This window comes from Paenibacillus sp. B46(2026) (assembly GCF_056786355.1).
Genome location: NZ_CM165907.1, coordinates 4,382,394 through 4,398,579 on the forward strand (window position 1 = coordinate 4,382,394; position 16,186 = coordinate 4,398,579).

General features: G+C 46.0%; 17 protein-coding genes. 5 read left to right on the forward strand and 12 right to left on the reverse strand.

Translation table 11 applies throughout. From position 1 onward, the window contains the following. Positions 1–315 precede the first annotated feature (315 nt). The gene (locus AC1S8V_RS19620; RefSeq protein ID WP_482070408.1) at positions 316–1,032 is read left to right on the forward strand and encodes a Crp/Fnr family transcriptional regulator; all 717 of its coding nucleotides are present in this window, start codon (positions 316–318) and stop codon (positions 1,030–1,032) included. An 88-nt stretch (positions 1,033–1,120) separates the two neighbouring features. Here AC1S8V_RS19620 and AC1S8V_RS19625 read toward each other — a convergent pair whose 3' ends face one another. The 6 genes from AC1S8V_RS19625 to AC1S8V_RS19650 all read right to left on the reverse strand — a co-directional run bounded on the left by AC1S8V_RS19625 (position 1,121) and on the right by AC1S8V_RS19650 (position 6,701). Continuing rightward, positions 1,121–1,834, reverse strand: coding sequence for a hypothetical protein (locus AC1S8V_RS19625; protein WP_482070409.1), 714 nt, complete (start codon positions 1,832–1,834; stop codon positions 1,121–1,123). A 196-nt stretch (positions 1,835–2,030) separates the two neighbouring features. Continuing rightward, entirely contained in the window at positions 2,031–2,762 is a 732-nt protein-coding gene (locus AC1S8V_RS19630; RefSeq protein WP_482070410.1) for a hypothetical protein, read from the reverse strand. A 194-nt stretch (positions 2,763–2,956) separates the two neighbouring features. Continuing rightward, positions 2,957–3,280, reverse strand: coding sequence for a winged helix-turn-helix transcriptional regulator (locus AC1S8V_RS19635; protein ID WP_482070411.1), 324 nt, complete (start codon positions 3,278–3,280; stop codon positions 2,957–2,959). 385 nt (positions 3,281–3,665) lie between these two features. Beyond that, complete coding sequence (locus AC1S8V_RS19640) at positions 3,666–4,394, reverse strand: ThuA domain-containing protein (RefSeq protein ID WP_017687549.1); 729 nt, start codon at positions 4,392–4,394, stop codon at positions 3,666–3,668. A gap of 24 nt (positions 4,395–4,418) precedes the next feature. Then, on the reverse strand, positions 4,419–5,387 hold the full coding sequence (locus AC1S8V_RS19645) for a sugar phosphate isomerase/epimerase family protein (RefSeq protein ID WP_036674961.1): 969 nt from the start codon (positions 5,385–5,387) through the stop codon (positions 4,419–4,421). A gap of 201 nt (positions 5,388–5,588) precedes the next feature. Next, positions 5,589–6,701: a Gfo/Idh/MocA family protein gene (locus AC1S8V_RS19650; RefSeq protein ID WP_482070412.1), complete on the reverse strand. Its 1,113-nt coding sequence runs from the start codon at positions 6,699–6,701 to the stop codon at positions 5,589–5,591. 190 nt (positions 6,702–6,891) lie between these two features. Here AC1S8V_RS19650 and AC1S8V_RS19655 point away from each other — a divergent pair, with 190 nt between their 5' ends. After that, positions 6,892–7,710, forward strand: coding sequence for an AraC family transcriptional regulator (locus tag AC1S8V_RS19655; protein WP_482070413.1), 819 nt, complete (start codon positions 6,892–6,894; stop codon positions 7,708–7,710). Between the two features lie 26 nt (positions 7,711–7,736). Here AC1S8V_RS19655 and AC1S8V_RS19660 read toward each other — a convergent pair whose 3' ends face one another. Then, positions 7,737–8,051 carry a hypothetical protein gene (locus AC1S8V_RS19660; protein ID WP_482070414.1) on the reverse strand — a complete coding sequence of 105 codons (315 nt, stop codon included), beginning with the start codon at positions 8,049–8,051 and terminating at the stop codon, positions 7,737–7,739. A 32-nt stretch (positions 8,052–8,083) separates the two neighbouring features. Beyond that, on the reverse strand, positions 8,084–9,022 hold the full coding sequence (locus AC1S8V_RS19665) for a Gfo/Idh/MocA family protein (RefSeq protein WP_482070415.1): 939 nt from the start codon (positions 9,020–9,022) through the stop codon (positions 8,084–8,086). A 112-nt stretch (positions 9,023–9,134) separates the two neighbouring features. On the opposite strand from AC1S8V_RS19665, the gene AC1S8V_RS19670 reads away from it, so the two are divergent. Both AC1S8V_RS19670 and msrA read left to right on the forward strand, forming a co-directional pair. Next, on the forward strand, positions 9,135–9,833 hold the full coding sequence (locus AC1S8V_RS19670) for a TVP38/TMEM64 family protein (protein WP_482070416.1): 699 nt from the start codon (positions 9,135–9,137) through the stop codon (positions 9,831–9,833). Positions 9,834–10,016: 183 nt separating this feature from the next. Next, a complete protein-coding gene (msrA, locus tag AC1S8V_RS19675; protein ID WP_482070417.1) occupies positions 10,017–10,979 on the forward strand; it encodes a peptide-methionine (S)-S-oxide reductase MsrA in 963 nt (320 codons plus the stop codon). Positions 10,980–11,081: 102 nt separating this feature from the next. Here msrA and AC1S8V_RS19680 read toward each other — a convergent pair whose 3' ends face one another. From AC1S8V_RS19680 to AC1S8V_RS19690, 3 genes are all read right to left on the reverse strand, one after another. Beyond that, complete coding sequence (locus AC1S8V_RS19680; RefSeq protein WP_482070418.1) at positions 11,082–12,317, reverse strand: MFS transporter; 1,236 nt, start codon at positions 12,315–12,317, stop codon at positions 11,082–11,084. Positions 12,318–12,395: 78 nt separating this feature from the next. After that, positions 12,396–13,004, reverse strand: coding sequence for a TetR/AcrR family transcriptional regulator (locus AC1S8V_RS19685; protein WP_482070419.1), 609 nt, complete (start codon positions 13,002–13,004; stop codon positions 12,396–12,398). 137 nt (positions 13,005–13,141) lie between these two features. Next, complete coding sequence (locus tag AC1S8V_RS19690) at positions 13,142–13,942, reverse strand: lipid II flippase Amj family protein (protein ID WP_482070420.1); 801 nt, start codon at positions 13,940–13,942, stop codon at positions 13,142–13,144. A 390-nt stretch (positions 13,943–14,332) separates the two neighbouring features. Here AC1S8V_RS19690 and AC1S8V_RS19695 point away from each other — a divergent pair, with 390 nt between their 5' ends. Then, the gene (locus AC1S8V_RS19695; RefSeq protein ID WP_482070421.1) at positions 14,333–14,803 is read left to right on the forward strand and encodes a DUF2188 domain-containing protein; all 471 of its coding nucleotides are present in this window, start codon (positions 14,333–14,335) and stop codon (positions 14,801–14,803) included. Between the two features lie 202 nt (positions 14,804–15,005). On the opposite strand, the gene AC1S8V_RS19700 is transcribed toward AC1S8V_RS19695, so the two are convergent. Beyond that, positions 15,006–15,740, reverse strand: a complete 735-nt coding sequence (locus AC1S8V_RS19700; RefSeq protein WP_482070422.1) for a YitT family protein — start codon at positions 15,738–15,740, stop codon at positions 15,006–15,008. Positions 15,741–16,186: the final 446 nt, after the last annotated feature.

The window sequence follows — 16,186 nt, forward strand, 5'->3', positions numbered from 1 at the left end:
TTTAAGTTTTGTAGTGTCCTTCATACAACCATTTTCACTTCCTATTTAAATATAGGGCTGTACAATTCATCCTCTCCATCAAAAGTGAATTTAATCACAATGTTTGAAATTTCGTCATTTTTGCCCCCTTTCCTTCCCCCTCAAACGGCAAGATTAGGTATATACTGAACTTAAAAATTGAACCACCGCAATTTGTACCGTCCTTCCTCCCGGCCGAGATGACCCTGATCAGGACGGCAACGGTTTGCGGCGAACCTCGGAGGCTACTGCAAGCTACAGAAGGTCGTCCGATGGACACAAAGGGGAGATAGACTTATGAGAGAACTAACAACTGTACTGGAAAAACGCGGCAATACGAATTGTTTCTCGGAAGTGAATTTCAACCATCTGCTGGTTACAATGAAAGATAGAACTTATCCGGAAGGTACACATCTGTACTGGGAAGGAGACGTCTCTGACAAACTTTATTATATGAAACGGGGGCGTGCCCAGATCACCAAATCCACGGATGAAGGCAAGGAACTGATCATGTACATGTATCAATCCGGTGATATGATTGGCCAGGCCGATCCCTTCTTTGGCTCTAAACATAGCTTTTCAGCGGAAGTATTAGAGGACAGTGAGATCGGTGTACTGGAGCATAAAGACCTGGAGATGCTGATCTGCCAGCATTGTGACTTTGCGATAGACTTTATGAAATGGATGGGCATCCATCACCGGTTGACACAGACCAAGTTCCGGGACCTCATGTTATATGGCAAACCGGGTGCACTCTGCTCCACCCTCATTCGGTTGTCGAATTCGTATGGTGAGCCTCATGGAGAGCATGTCATTATTCACAAAAAAATTACCCACACGGACCTGTCCAACATGATTGGAGCCACTCGTGAAAGTGTAAACCGCATGTTAAGCGATCTGCGTAAGAAAGATGCGATTGAATATGACAATGGCATGATCGTCATCAAAGATCTGAAGATGCTGCAGGGGATCTGTCACTGTGAACTTTGCCCGAACGAGATCTGTCGTATTTAATGTTTGACTATGCTAATCGGATGTTGCTTATATATTTCAATGAAAAAAAGCCCAGTTCTCTAAATAGAGATTGGGCTTTTTTGTATGCTTAGGATGCATTGGTCAATTCAAGCTTTACCGCATCACGTGGATTCAATTTCATGTCCAAACCATTTTCCATTAATTCTTTGTCATTCACCATAATGACCCACCGCTCATTCATGCGGGGTGTGACATTCTCGACCGAAACGACGAATTTGTTATTCTCCGACATTCTTACAGTTCCGCTGGACTTCAACACATCGCGAACTGTGCACTCTTGAACGTAGACTCCGGCATATTGACGATTGAGGGTTGGCATAATATTTCCACCGCTAACATTGAGTAACGTTGTCTGATATGCAACGCCATCCCCCCCACTGTCAGCGGCTTTCACGTAAATGATGACTTCATCTTTGGCATGAAGCTCCATGTCCCAATCTTCCTGTTCAATATCCTTGCCATTTAATTTGACAGCCCAGCTCAGCGAAGAATCCAGAGAAACTTCACCGACGGATTGAATCCGTTTGCCATCTGCCGTAAAATCAACCAGTCCGCTATTGAGTAATGCTTTTTTGAGTGTCAAACCCTCACTAAAATCTCGCTTAATGGACTTCGTTGCATCAGGCAAAAACGTACTGCCATCTACAGCCACTGTGATCGTATTCACTGTTTCTGTCTCTTTGACAATTGGCTGCTCGGAAGGCTGTGTCTCACTACAACCAGCCAAAATCGCCAGTAGGAGCAAACATACACCTATGTAACCGGGGATTTTCTTCATCATGTAGGTAACACCACCCTGCGTAAAATCATTCACCCTGTTGTCCATAACCTCTATTATGGCACAACACTCAATAAAAAAAAGTGTCAAAGCCGTTACTTTTATGACGCGTACCTCCAGAGAGGGCTTGTACAGCAAAGAGAGCCTGCGTGCAGGCTCCCCAATCTTAATCATTTTTCTGTTCTCATTGGTTACCCTGTTACTGGACACAAGCCTGCATGTATGTCCGTCCTCCATCTCCATCTTTCAGATATGGATTGAGCCCGAAGAACTGCTCCTCAGATACATATACACCTGTCAGCAATCGCCCTTCAAGCAATCCGCCGTCCACCTGCACGCAGCAAGAAGGTGCATCTACATACTCCTGATAAAGCGGAATCTGACCATACTGTTGATGTACCTTGAATACCTTCCCTTGCTCATGCAAAGGCCGTTCTGAGAAATAGGTAGGCACGATATACCGGGCAATGACATCCAGTTCCTGAACGCTATAAAAGGGTTCATCACCAAGCCATGGTGCAAACATTCGAATCTTCTCATATTGAGACCAGACAACCGCCTGGATCAGCATTTCTGCCTGAACGAAACGACCTTCTCCCACATCCTGAACCAAACGCTTTCCGTGGATTGTTTCCTCCATCTGAGACATCGTCGAATCAGGTTGTCTCAATTCACATCCGATACACTTCCAGCCCCTGGACGTTTGAATCCATTTTTGCAGTACCGCCGGAGCTAATCTCGGACCATCGCTGTTCACAGAATGCGTATTCACTTCGGCAAGATCATCCTTAACCGAACGCGAATATGCTGTGCGCTTGAATAACTCTGCAGCTTTTTTGTAGATTAGATGGACCTGAATGGATGCGCTCTCAAGTTCTGCAATATCTTTCTTGCCGTAGCGTACTTCACGGGATAAGCTTTCTTCTCTCATGACAAGTGGGCCTCCTTCGCTCCGGCCGTCTGTGGCCATTTTCTATAGATTATACTACAACTCATGACAACATGTGCACAGCCCAAGAGAAAAACGCCGAATCACGTTATATCTAAGACAAAAACCCCTGATTTCCACAGAAATCAGGAGTCTATGTCATTCCTGCAACGAAAGTGGGTGATGTTGCTTATACGTTAGTCAACCCACTTCTCAGCCCAGTCCTGAATTTGATTCATGACAGGCTGGAGCGCTCTACCTTTATCCGTCAGTTCATATTCAATACGAACCGGCGTCTCGGGATAGACGTGACGTACCAGAATACCTTCACTTTCAAGATCCTTCATCCGTTCGGATAACATCTTGTCACTCATAGACGGAATCAGATTGGAGATATCCTTGAATCGCTTCGAACCACTCATCAACGTTTGAATAATTAAACCATTCCAGCGCTTGCCCAAAAAAGAAAACGCCGTCTCAAAACGCGGACACATCCGCAAGTCTTGACCTTCCACATTCATCACCTCTTTAGAGATCACTCAACTTACATTTTGTTAGTATATTTCATAATAACATATTTAAGCTTTAAAGAAAACGTCTGCCCCTAAAAAGTTTAAATTTTAGAAGCATAACATCCAAAATGGATCATACATCCCAGTATACATTACACGCTGCGTCGTAACCATGGGAAATATCGTATAACTTCCCCATAGTACTAGCTTACCCAAAAAGAACCCAACTGCCACAGTCATTATCGACTTGCAGAAGGGTTCCTTCGTATACATTATCAGTATAAGTTTAACTAAAGAATATTTTACACTAGCACTCCAACGTCAGAACAACTTTCCGATCGCTGTTATCCCCAGATTTTTTTGATTCCTTTCTAGGGATAAAGCAAATTATGAATTAAACCAGCACGCCACCAAATGGTCTTACAGGCTCGCTCTTGCCGAATTCCGGCTTAAAGCTGCGGGCAGGATATGCCCATTTCACTGCGTTACTGATCACTCTCAATATTTCCGGTTTGTAATAGGTCGGATACGTCTCATGACCTGGTCGGAAGTAAAAGATTTTACCTTCACCACGCCGGAACGTGCATCCGCTTCGGAATACTTCTCCACCCTGGAAGTTGCTCACAAACACCAGTTCATCCGGTACTGGAATATCGAAGAATTCGCCATACATCTCTTCTTTTTCCAATACAATCTTGCCTTCGATGCCATCCGCAATGGGATGGGATGGATTCACACACCATACAATTTCCTGTTCGTCAGCTACACGCCACTTCAGATCGCAGCTTGTTCCCATCAGCGCTTTGAATGGTTTGGAGAAATGACCTGAATGGAGCACAATCATTCCCATACCGTTCAGCACTCGCTGCGCGACCTTCTGTGAGATCTCATCGCTTACGCGATCATGTGCCATATGTCCCCACCATATAAGCACATCCGTGGAATTCAACACTTCATCACTTAATCCATGTTCAGGCTGATCCAGTGTAGCCGTACGAATAGCAAAGCCTTCGCCGCCAAGTCCGTCAGCCAGTGCTCGATGCAGACCATCCGGGTAGACTTCCCTTACTTCATCGTGAATTTTCTCATGGACAAATTCATTCCAAATGGTGACGTTGATCATATTCAATTTCCCCCTAGTGTAGCTCTAAACCCACCACATATCGCCCAGCGGCTCTTCAATCAATACTTGCTGGAGATTTTGTACGGCTTTAGAGAATCCTTCTTCAACCGACATCAGACCGTCTTCGTGTTCAATACTTACTACATAATCATATCCGACCAGACGCAAGGCACTCATAATATCTGCCCAAGTCTTGTTATCATGTCCATAACCGACCGAGCGGAACTGCCAAGCCCGATCCAGCATATTTGTATAATCTTGCATATCCGTTACACCGTGTTTGTTCACGTTTACCGGATCAATCGTTGTATCTTTGGCATGGAAGTGATGGATTGCTCCTTCACGTCCCAAGATGTGAATTGCCTGAACCGGATCAATACCTTGCCACCACATGTGACTTGGGTCGAGATTGGCTCCGATCACTTCACCTGCTGCTTCACGCAGTCTCAGCAAGGTTGCAGGTGTATGAACCGAGAATCCACCATGCAACTCCAATCCAACTTTTACGTTACGATCTGCTGCAAATTTACCCCACTCTGTCCAATACGGGATAACTTTGTTCTCCCACTGCCACTTCAGGATTTCCTGAAAGTCATTCGGCCATGGTGCAACAGGCCAGTTCGGATATTTCGCATCCTCATGGTCTCCTGGACAACCGGAGAATGTATTCACTACAGGTACTTCCAGCTTCTCAGCCAGTTCTACCGTTTTGACAAAATCATCGTGAAATCCTTTGGCAATATCCTTTTGCGGATGCAGCGGGTTACCGTGACAGCTAAGTGCACTGATCGTCAAACCGCGTGATTCCACTGCATTTTTAAAGTTTTTCAGTGCTGTAGGATTGCTTAACAATTCATCCGGCTTACAGTGTGCATTGCCTGGATGTCCGCCTGTTCCGATCTCTACCGCTTTTAATCCCTTGGATGCTACATAATCAAGAGCATCCTCCAATTTACGTCCTCCGAATAGTACCAAAAATACGCCGAGTTTCAAGTGCGATTCCTCCCTGGATTAGATATCGTATGATTGCTGAATTCATGAATATTGAACTGTATACAATTACCGTTCAGATCACATGCCTGTTTGATTAGTGTGGAAAATCGAGAGTGTTTCTATCCTGAAATTGAACGTAAGAATACTGGTTATTTTCCACCACTCGAAGAGCATCAAGCTTCAAACACTTGGTACTCCATTCTAGTGTGATTCCACGGTTTCAATCTCAGTTTGAACTGTGCGAGTTACTGCAAAAGAGTCATAGCTGCTCTCCAGATGTATGTGCTTGCCCTCAAGTGAAGAACGCTGGAATGAATGCATGGCTTCCAGTACGTGATAAGCAAGCTTGCCACTGGCTTTGTGTTCGCAGCCGGCACGAATGGATTCGACCATTTCCGTTACGCCGATGCCTCGTTCGTTTTGTCCACTTTCGAAGACTGGTTTGACCGTCTCCCAAGTGTCTTGACCGTATCTGCGAACCTTCACTTCCCCGTTAAAATAATTGGGGTCCGGTACACTAAGCGTACCTTCTGTACCATAGATTTCAATACGTGGCAGATCCGAAGCTCCGCGAATATCGAAACTGGTAATCATCGTTGCAATCGCACCTTCTGCAAAATCGATGGTTCCTGCCAAGTGGGTAGGCGTCTCTACTTGCAGCGATGTCCCTTCCTTCGGCCCAGAGCCAATCTTGCGATCCGCAATCTGTATTCCAGCCGAGGCGCTGATTCTGCGTATCGGTCCAAGCAGCGTGATCAGCGCGGTCAAGTAGTACGGTCCCATATCAAACATGGGTCCTCCGCCTGCGACATAAAAGAACTCCGGATTAGGATGCCAAGCTTCTGGTCCTCCGCCCATAAAGAATGAAGTCGCTGCAATCGGCTTGCCAATCAGTCCATCCTCAATGGCTTTCCGAGCAGTCTGAATTCCTGAGCCAAGGAAGGTGTCCGGTGCAGAACCAACATACAATCCCTTTTCCTCAGCCAGCTCAACAACCTTGCGACCATCCTCAAGCGAAATTGCCAGCGGCTTCTCGGCATACACATGTTTGCCTGCTTCGAGTGCAGCCAGATCGGTCATGGCATGACTGCCAGGAACCGTAAGGTTCAACACAAGTTCAATTTCGTTATTTTGCAGCAACTCATCTACATTGTAAACGTTTGCGATATTAAATTCATCTGCCCGTTCCTGAGCGCGTTCACGAATCAAATCCGCAACAGCCACGACTTCAATGATCGGGTTGTTTTTGAGGTTTTCCAGGTAGATGGCGCTGATGTTACCACACCCGATGATGCCTGCTTTCATTTTTTCCACTGTGACGTTCATCTCCTTACGCATGGTGAAAATCTGCGTTTGAATGGTTAAGATACATATGTTTAGTTAGATGTTTCCTGTTCCTTAAATCTAATACTATGGTATTCCGTTTCAGCTTCAATTAAAATGAATAATATGATTGAAACATGAACTATCTGGTCATAATTTTCAAATTGCAAGGAGTATGCCCATGCCGACAGATCATTCCTGCCAAGTTCTTACAGCAGGCTTTTCATTTCATCGTAAACCCTACGCTATGGTGCAGCCTGAAGGGGTGAAGAACTACCTGTTAAGACTGCAAACAGACGGACGTTGCCGTGCACGTATTGACGGGGACATGTCCCTGGTGGATGCGGGCGATCTGCTTCTTTTTGACCCTGACGAGCCCTATGAGCTGAGAATAGACAATGAAACCAATCCGATGGGAGAACGACTGGTGGAGAGTGGCGACTATCACATCTTCTTCAATGGTTCCTGGGTGGATGAGTGGTGGAAGCGTCACAAACGGCCAACCCGGATCAAAGTCGAACTGACGGAAAGCCTCCTGGTCCTGTTTCGACAGCTCGTGTTGGAGCAACGCCGCATCTCCAATCCTTATCCGGAAATTTCAAGTTATTACATGCGGATTTTATGTCTCGAAGTGGATCGTCTGCTCTCGGAGCATCCAACGATAACCAACACCAATTATGTCGCATATGAGATCAAGAACTATATTGAAGAAAACGCTTCCTCTTTGTTCAAGTTGGATGATGTGGCAACACATATTGGCATCAGTGTCTCACGGGGTGTTCATCTCTTCAAAGAAGCGTTTGGCAAAAGCATCATGCAATACACGCTTGACGTACGGCTGAACATGGCCAGGGAACGGATAATTTTCAGTCCAATGACCCTGGAGCAAGTGTCTGAGTCTTCCGGCTTTAACAACTATACCTATTTCCATCGGGTATTCCGTTCCCGGTTCGGCATGTCCCCGAAGGAATTCCGCGTCATTCACCGGGAACAGATGTAATCATATTTAGTATACGTAAGTTGAACTTATTTGCGCGCGGCTATGGCCTCGGATACAACCATCGCCAGATCTTCATTGCCAAACATGGACAACACGCCAATTACTGTATCATCCGGGATTTCACCGGCTTCCTCCTTGGATACAATCAGCTTCTGCACCTGCTGCAAACGCTCGTTGCTCTGCTGATTCGGGTAGGCTTGCCGGTACATCTCTTCCGGGTCCAATCCATGATTAACACACCACTGGGCAAATACGAGGATCATCATCTCTTCTTCCTGTTTATAGGTTTCGATGACAGCTTCCTCGATCTGTTTATTACGTTCCTTTTCATATTCATCCATGACGTGTATTCCTCCGTATGTGTATTCTGCAATTATTTGCGAATCAACTGTTCAGCCAGTTCATGACTGTCCATGACATGACTTGCACTGATCAGGCAATCATCAGGCGAGTCCAGACACGCCAGGAAATGATCGACGGCTCCGCTAAAACCTCTGCGTGCTAATACGGTATCCCAGCTCCCGAACGTTTCTTGGGTTTCCAGACTCCCCTGTTCCATGTAGCTGATCGTGTCCATGTTCACGACTTCAACAGATCGTCCACCACCATGCAATTCGATCTTCTCCAGATCTGCCCCAGCTTCACGCACCATATCGAATCGACCGCAGGCTTTTCGGCCCAGCTTGGCCGTTCCGGTCGCATGCAGCAGTCTGTCCAGATCATTCTTCCGAATCCATTGATGAAGCAACTCCACATTATGATCCGAGTACCACATCATCAGATCCAGCATATGGATGAGATCATCATAGATGGTTTCTGCCGCAGGACGATCCTGAATGCCTGTACGATGTTTGGTCACTGTCAGGGACTCAAAACCTTTTCCACCCTGCATCCACTCTTTCGCTTTTTGGTACATCGGAGCGAATCTGCGGTTGAAGCCTACCGCAAGCAACAGACCTTGCGCCTCGGCAAAAGCCGTCATCTCTTCCGACTCCCGAAGTGTATAGGATAACGGCTTGTCTACGTACACGGCTAATCCTTGTTCCAGACATTGCATGACAATGTCAAAGTGCGCTTCCGTTGCTGTATGTACAAACACCGCATCCAGATCCCAGGACAACAGTTCTTTCAGATCCGTTGTTCCCCGTTCTAATCGATATGCCTCCTGAATGGCTTTGACCGGCTCCGGAGATCGGTTCATAATGCCTACAATCTCCACGTTCGGATGAGCTGTTAACAGCGGCAAATATACTTTACGTGCAATATCGCCGAGGCCGATAATTGCAACTCGTTTACGTTGGGTTGTTTCCATGATGATCATTCCACCTTCAGTTCGGTTCTATATTTCCACGTCCTATAGTGTAACCCTTCGGACAGCAACTTGCCAGTGATTGCAGCAGACTTTGGCGAGAATTGTTCAGACAATGGGCGAACGTGGTAAACTTATGAGGAACAGCAGTACAGATCGGACACGACCAGACCTGCCTGATCTGAAAGGAGCGTTTGGAATTTTGCGAAAATGGTTATGGCTCCTGTTATATGTTTTACTTGCAGGAGTGACGTTTATTTACAGATATGAACTGCTGGCCTGGACCGATCTCCATCAGTCCATCCCGCTGTTACTCGCCATGGCAACATTGTTTGCTCTTGTGCCTGTAATTCCTTATAAGTTTGTCATCATCGCCTTTGGTTACAGTTACGGTACCACCACGGCAGCCTGGATATGCTGGCTTGGCACCACACTTGCAGCCATGCTCGTTTATGGCGGAGCAAGAACCATCTTCAGACATCAGGCGAGATCGTACCTCGAACGTATTCGGGGTCTGAACCGTTTTACCACATGGATGGAAGCACATCCGTTCATGGGTGTCATGTCGATGCGGCTGCTTCCGATCGTGCCTCAGATGGCCGTTAATATCTACGCAGGTATAACGTACACGCCATTCTGGGTCTTCATGGTTGCCACGGCCATTGGGAAAATACCAGCGATTTTTGTATTTGCCTATGCAGGTGCACAGGCTGAAACCTCCATCTGGCTGAGCCTGGGAATCCTTGCCGGATATCTGGTGTTCATGGCCATTGTATTGCTCTTATTTCGCTTTCGGTCACGCAACAAAGCCTGAATTCAGAATTCGCAAACCGTTCAGATTCAGCTTGTTTTCATTCCGGCTTGGTTGGCTTGCCAATTCAGGATATAATAGAAGAGCAAGCCTAATGCTTGTGTTAACAGGTTTCAATAAAAACGATAGATTGCTGGAGCTCGAACCCGAGCGCTAAATCTTCATCAGAAATGGAGTGACTATAGCATGGAACAACATTCAAGTGAGTTAGCAACTTTTGCAGGCGGATGCTTCTGGTGTATGGTATCCCCCTTTGAAGAACTGCCCGGTATTCATAAGATCGTATCGGGTTATACAGGTGGACATACCGAGAATCCAACATATGAAGAGGTCTGCTCAGAGACAACAGGACATGTAGAGGCTGTGCAGATTACGTTCGACCCTGCCATCTTCCCTTATAAGAAACTGGTTGAACTGTTCTGGCAGCAGATTGATCCTACGGATACAGGCGGGCAATTCCATGACCGCGGATCTTCCTATCAGACGGCCATCTTCTATCACAGCGAGGAACAGCGCCAGATTGCGGAAGCCTCCAAAGCGGAGCTGGGACAAAGCGGACGTTTTGACAAACCAATCTTCACACCCATTTTGCCAGCCAAACCGTTCTATGAAGCGGAAGAACATCACCAAAATTATCACCGGAAGAACCCTGCCCATTACAAACGCTACAGCAAAGGTTCTGGACGTGTAGATTTCATCGAACGCAACTGGACCGGTAACGTGGATAAAGACGGGCTGAAAGAGCGTTTGACGCCGCTTCAATATGAAGTTACGCAGAACAGCGCAACCGAGCCTGCATTCCATAACGAATTCTGGGATCACCACGGTGATGGTATCTATGTGGACATCGTATCTGGCGAGCCATTGTTCAGTTCTACCGACAAATACGACTCCGGCTGCGGCTGGCCGAGCTTCACACGTCCATTGCGTGACCACAACGTGAAGGAAAAAACCGATCTCAGCCATTTCATGATTCGTACCGAAGTGAGAAGTCGTGAGGGTGATTCCCATCTGGGTCACCTGTTCAACGATGGTCCTGCCGAAGCAGGTGGAATGCGTTATTGCATCAACTCTGCGGCACTTCGTTTTGTACCCAAAGAAGACTTGCAAAAAGAAGGATACGGTGAGTACACCGTTCTTTTCCAATAAGTTTTAATACAAATACAAAAAAGCAGTGGGATGATCCCGCTGCTTTTTTGTTGTACGTTCTTGTTTTAATAGACGAACTATTGTTGCACCAGAATGCATTGATTAGGTTTGGCTCGAAGAGATTTCCGAATTCAATTGACTGGCAGGAGCCGTCTGATCATTATGAAATTGAATTCTCATCGCTGGAACGATACCCAGGATCATCACCGTAACCGAAATGGCGTAGACGATAAAAATGGATGTGCTGTTCATTAGTACACCTGCCATGGAAGATCCAAGAAGCATGGTTCCTATGAATAAAGGTGTGATGGTGCCATTCACTCTCCCGATCAAGTGCTCATCAATCCGGGTGACCAAATACGTGGAGATGATGACGTTGATAAATGCCAAACTGATTGAACTCAAGAAGCTGATGACAAGAGTCAGCCAGAACCAACTGGATAACACTTCCCCCAGCGTGGTTACAGCCAGACACAGCACACCTACAAGCAGAGTTAAGGTCTGGTTCAACTTGGCACTTACAGCAGCCGCAATACCTCCTCCAATCAATAAACCTAATCCGGATGCTCCAGACAGGAACTGTAACGATGTTGCTTCAAGTCCCAGACGTTCAGTGATCAGAAATATTCCAAGTGGGCTGATGAGACCCGCAGAAAGCCCTATACAGATGAATACCAAACTAAGCATTCTTAAAGAGCGGGATTGCCCAACATATTGCCAGCCCTCCTTGATATCCGCCAGTAAAGAGGTGTCCGTTTCCCGCTGGGCGGAATCCTTCGGCAGAAATGTAAGTAAAACCGCAGAGATGAGGAACAGAATGAGTAATGCGTACATGGATGCCTGAATTCCCATTGCAGTGTATATAAACGTTCCGACGATCGGTCCGAGAATTAAAAACAAGGATTGACCACTCTGGGTAATAGCAATGGCAGATTGCAAATGTTCTCCTTTTACATTTCTCTTCACAATCTTTAGAGAGGATGGCTGAGAAAACTGGCTAACGATAGAGGATACAAACGTGGCAACGTATAGAATCTGCCAATAACCGGAAGATAAAACGGCAATAATCATGACAATAGACAACGCACTCAGAATATCCCCCAGTATCATCGTACGTTTGGGATTCCAGCGATCAGCAAGCGCACCGCCAATGATGGAGAAAACGAAAATCGGAGCATATTCAAGTACGGTAATCATCGAGACGGCTACTGGACTTCCCTGAGTACGTTCCATCACATAATAGAGGATTGCCATATTCCGGATCCATATCGCCAGATTTTGCAGCAGATCAGACCCTGTAACGATTAAAAAAGCATTGTTCCTGAACAATGTGTTCATTCTCCATCTCCTTTTAAACCGACTGTCCGGTTTATTAATATCCAAAAGAAAAACTGACGTTACATCAGCTTTTCATGGTTAATGTTGTTGAATGCCTGCTAGCAGACTGGCCATGCCTTTGTGGTAAATACGACGAATATCCGTCAGATCCTTCTCATAATAGAGTGTAGTCAATCCGCTAAACAGACCGTAGATAATGTGCATTACATCCTGTGGGTCATCCGGTTTTAACTCCCCGTCCTCCATGCCTTTAGCAATAATGGACTCATATGTCGCATATGGAATGCGGATCAGGGAAAGCATCTCATCGAGCATCTCCTGACTGACGACCTGACCCGAGACAAACTCGTTAATAGCGTGATTCAGCGGGTTAGCCAAATCATCCACATAATGATCAGCAAGTCCGTACAGTTTGTCTATGGCAGTCTTATACCCGGATTCTTTGTCCAGCCAAGCATCCATCCAATCTTCATTATTAAGCTTGATTAGATACATGAATAACTCTTCTTTGCTTTTGAAATGATAATAGATGCTGCCTTTACTCCGATTGTTAATCGTACATATGTCTTCCATGGAAGTTGCACTATACCCCTTTTGGGCAAACAGTTCCTTGGTATTACGCGCAATGTCTTTCTTAATCTGGGCAACATCTTTTCTTCGTTTGACTTCGATTGGAAAAACCTCCATAAAATAAACCGACTATTCGGTCTAATAGTATCACAGCTAAAATACTCCGTCAATTCAAATGTGCACAGGCACCCTCTTATTTGCTGCTTCAGAAGATGTACAAGAGAGTGCCTGGCTACAATTCAGGAAAGAAGTCGTCACATCATACTTACAATCCATCCGATCCAGTACGCAAATGGAATTAATAACAACTGTGCCAACAGAGTACCGAATAAACGGGATACGAGCATGCAACCATAAATCTGATTCATGCGATCCAAACGAATCTCGCCACGTAATGATCGGTCACTGAGCAGGGAAATTCTTGGATCAATCAGGATGGTCAGCAAAATAGTTGCTATTCCGTTAATTAACCCGGTCGATTGGGATGCAGCTACAGCCTGCCCTGGATAAAGGTACGCTGCGTACAAGCTGGACAGGACACCTGTGGTGTAGATTGCGGTTACCGCTACATTCAGCATCATCAACCGTCTTGGCATCCCATGCTGTACCAATCGTTTGGCCATCTTCCAGGATGGCGGGGTGATGTAATACGTTGCATTTCTAATCTTGCTTCGCTTCAGCATACCGCGAACCATCGTAGGGATGGAACCGGCTGCTTCAAAATGTACAACCATTCTTGATGAGAGCTTCACCATGGTTGGAAAACACAATATGGCTAATGCCGTTCCAATCGTTGCCGCACCCATTAACCAGTGTAGTTGCGCTGCAAAGTGTGGATTGGCTCCACGGGTTGCGGTGTCCACCAGATTACCTACCATTGGGCCCTGGGCCATATTCGAGGTTCGAGAAACCAGCAGCAAGATACCCGCCAAAGAAATGGCTAGCGCAATTCTGCGAGTGCGTAGCCCACCAAGGCGCAGCGCATATGACAAGCTGTCTGCAGCATGAATCAGCATGGTGAACAGCATAGGGATTGCCAGGCTAAGACTAAACATATGTATGTACTCCTTTATTTTCCTGATATTGAACTTATTTCTTTCATGGACAGCATTATACTCCTCTGGCTTGCAAAAGTATAGGAACGAGATCCTTCTGGATAAGTTGAAATAAAGAATATTTACACTGGACACTCCGATGACAGAACAACCTTCCGATCGCTGTTATCCCCAGATTTTTTGATTCCTTTTAGAAAGGGGTAAATCCGGGGATAAAGGCGAACACTTCGCTTCTTCAGGTTTTTTCTGTCCTCTCCGTTTCGTGTAAATGTTTATTTCAATTTATATAGATCATCGGTAAATGCACTTACGACCTCGGATGTTCATCGTTTATCTCTCCCCTCACAGGGTAATATACAACTAATCCACTATTGTACAGGAGGGGTTCACATGCCTTGGAACAAACAGGATTATCCGGTATCCATGAAGAACTTGGAACCACGTGTCAGACACAAAGCAATTGAAATCGCAAATGCTCTGCTCGATGATGGATATGAGGAAGGACGCTCGATTGCCATAGCGACAGCTAAGGCTGAAGAATGGGATGAAAATCATCCCGTGCCGGAAAGTTCGAAATCGGACTCCACATCTTCTTCCGATAATTCCAACCCTAAAAAGTCGTCTTCCACGGATCGTCGTCATTCTGAGCCCGTTTCTTCGTCCAAAAGTCATGACAACATCCATGTAGTACCTACCGACTCTGGCTGGGCGATCAAGGAAGAAGGAAAGTCTACCTATCTGTCCACCTTTGATACTAAGGCAGAAGCTGTGGATAAGGCCAAAAAACTCAGTAGCAAACAAAATATTCGAGCCATTATCCATAATCAGGATGGTCAGATCGCTTCTTCGATCAAGTCTTGAATGAATCGGATGACATCGGAAAATAGCTGTATTCACCGTGGGCTGTCATTCCACAGTTCAGCGAATAAATCACTATTACGTGAGCGAAAACAACAAAATCCCTTTTGCTGCTGAAGAGCAGTCAAAAGGGATTTTGTATGAACGTTAACGATCAAGACCTGAATATGATGCATACAGGTTATAGTTGTTCTGAAACGTATGGTCAATGGGATACCCCTCTAGCCACCGTAGTCCGTTGTGATACAGCAGCTGCGTTAACTGCCTTGGCTGCAGCCGATGGCATCGGCAATTTCACAGCTGAAGTCGTAGCCACGGTTCCGCGAGCCGGAACACTAACGACGTACGTGATGACTTTGCTGGCGATCCATACGGCCAGAATCGTATATAAAGTTTCTTTTACCGGAAGAAAGAATAGCGACAATCCCAATACAAAAGCATCACTGACAAAGAAAACGGTTCCCAGCTTCCATCCCTTCCAGCGGCTAACCAGTACGGCGAGAATATCGTCTCCGCCTGTCGCTCCGCCGAATCGAAGCACGATCCCCGCGCCTACCCCTGTCAATACACCGGATAGAACTGCCGGAATCCACAGATTTCCGTTAAACGACAATACCAGTGTGGAGTATCGTTCAAAGCCGTCATAGAATAGGGAAAATGCACCGACGCCAAGCAATGCCTGAATCATGAATTTCCAGCCTTTGAGGAACCAGGCCAGGATCATGACCGGAATGTCCAGTAACAACATACCGATGGCAGGTGATAAACCTGTTGCGTATTTTCCGAGCAGGGCCAGACCAACAAATCCGCCCTCCGATAAATGATTCTGAAAGTTAATGTGATAGTAGGCAAAAGCTAAAATAAATGTACCAAGCAGCATAATGGCGAATTTGATCGCCTCTGTTTTAACGTGTTGTAAGGTTAACGATGTTCTCTTCATTCAGGTTCCCTCGCAGTTTGTAGGTTGGTTTTTTAGACCGACCGTACCCTGCAAAAGGTAAGCCTGGAAGAAATCATCGTGTACGTCCTTCGAATATTCATTCCAATCCCCTCTTTCGCAGAGTCAGCCGTTTTTTTGAACCGGTTGGTGTACTCTACAAGGGGCGCTATGTGTATGAGAGATCGTAACGTTTCCAGATCGTCCTTGGGGAGATTGTCCTTCGGGAACTCATGGTATCCTGATCCTTTCTGTTCTGTTGTGGTTAGCTGTGCTTGGTTAAACGAATTGAAATATTACACTGTGCACAAAGTCGAACGTCTGATATCACACTTAACCCACTTCGATTGCAGTACCCTCTTTTGATCGCTGTTATCCACGAATTTTTCTGATCCCATATTTCAAATGGGAAAATTCGTTGATAAAGGCGAGCGCTTCGCTTCTACAGA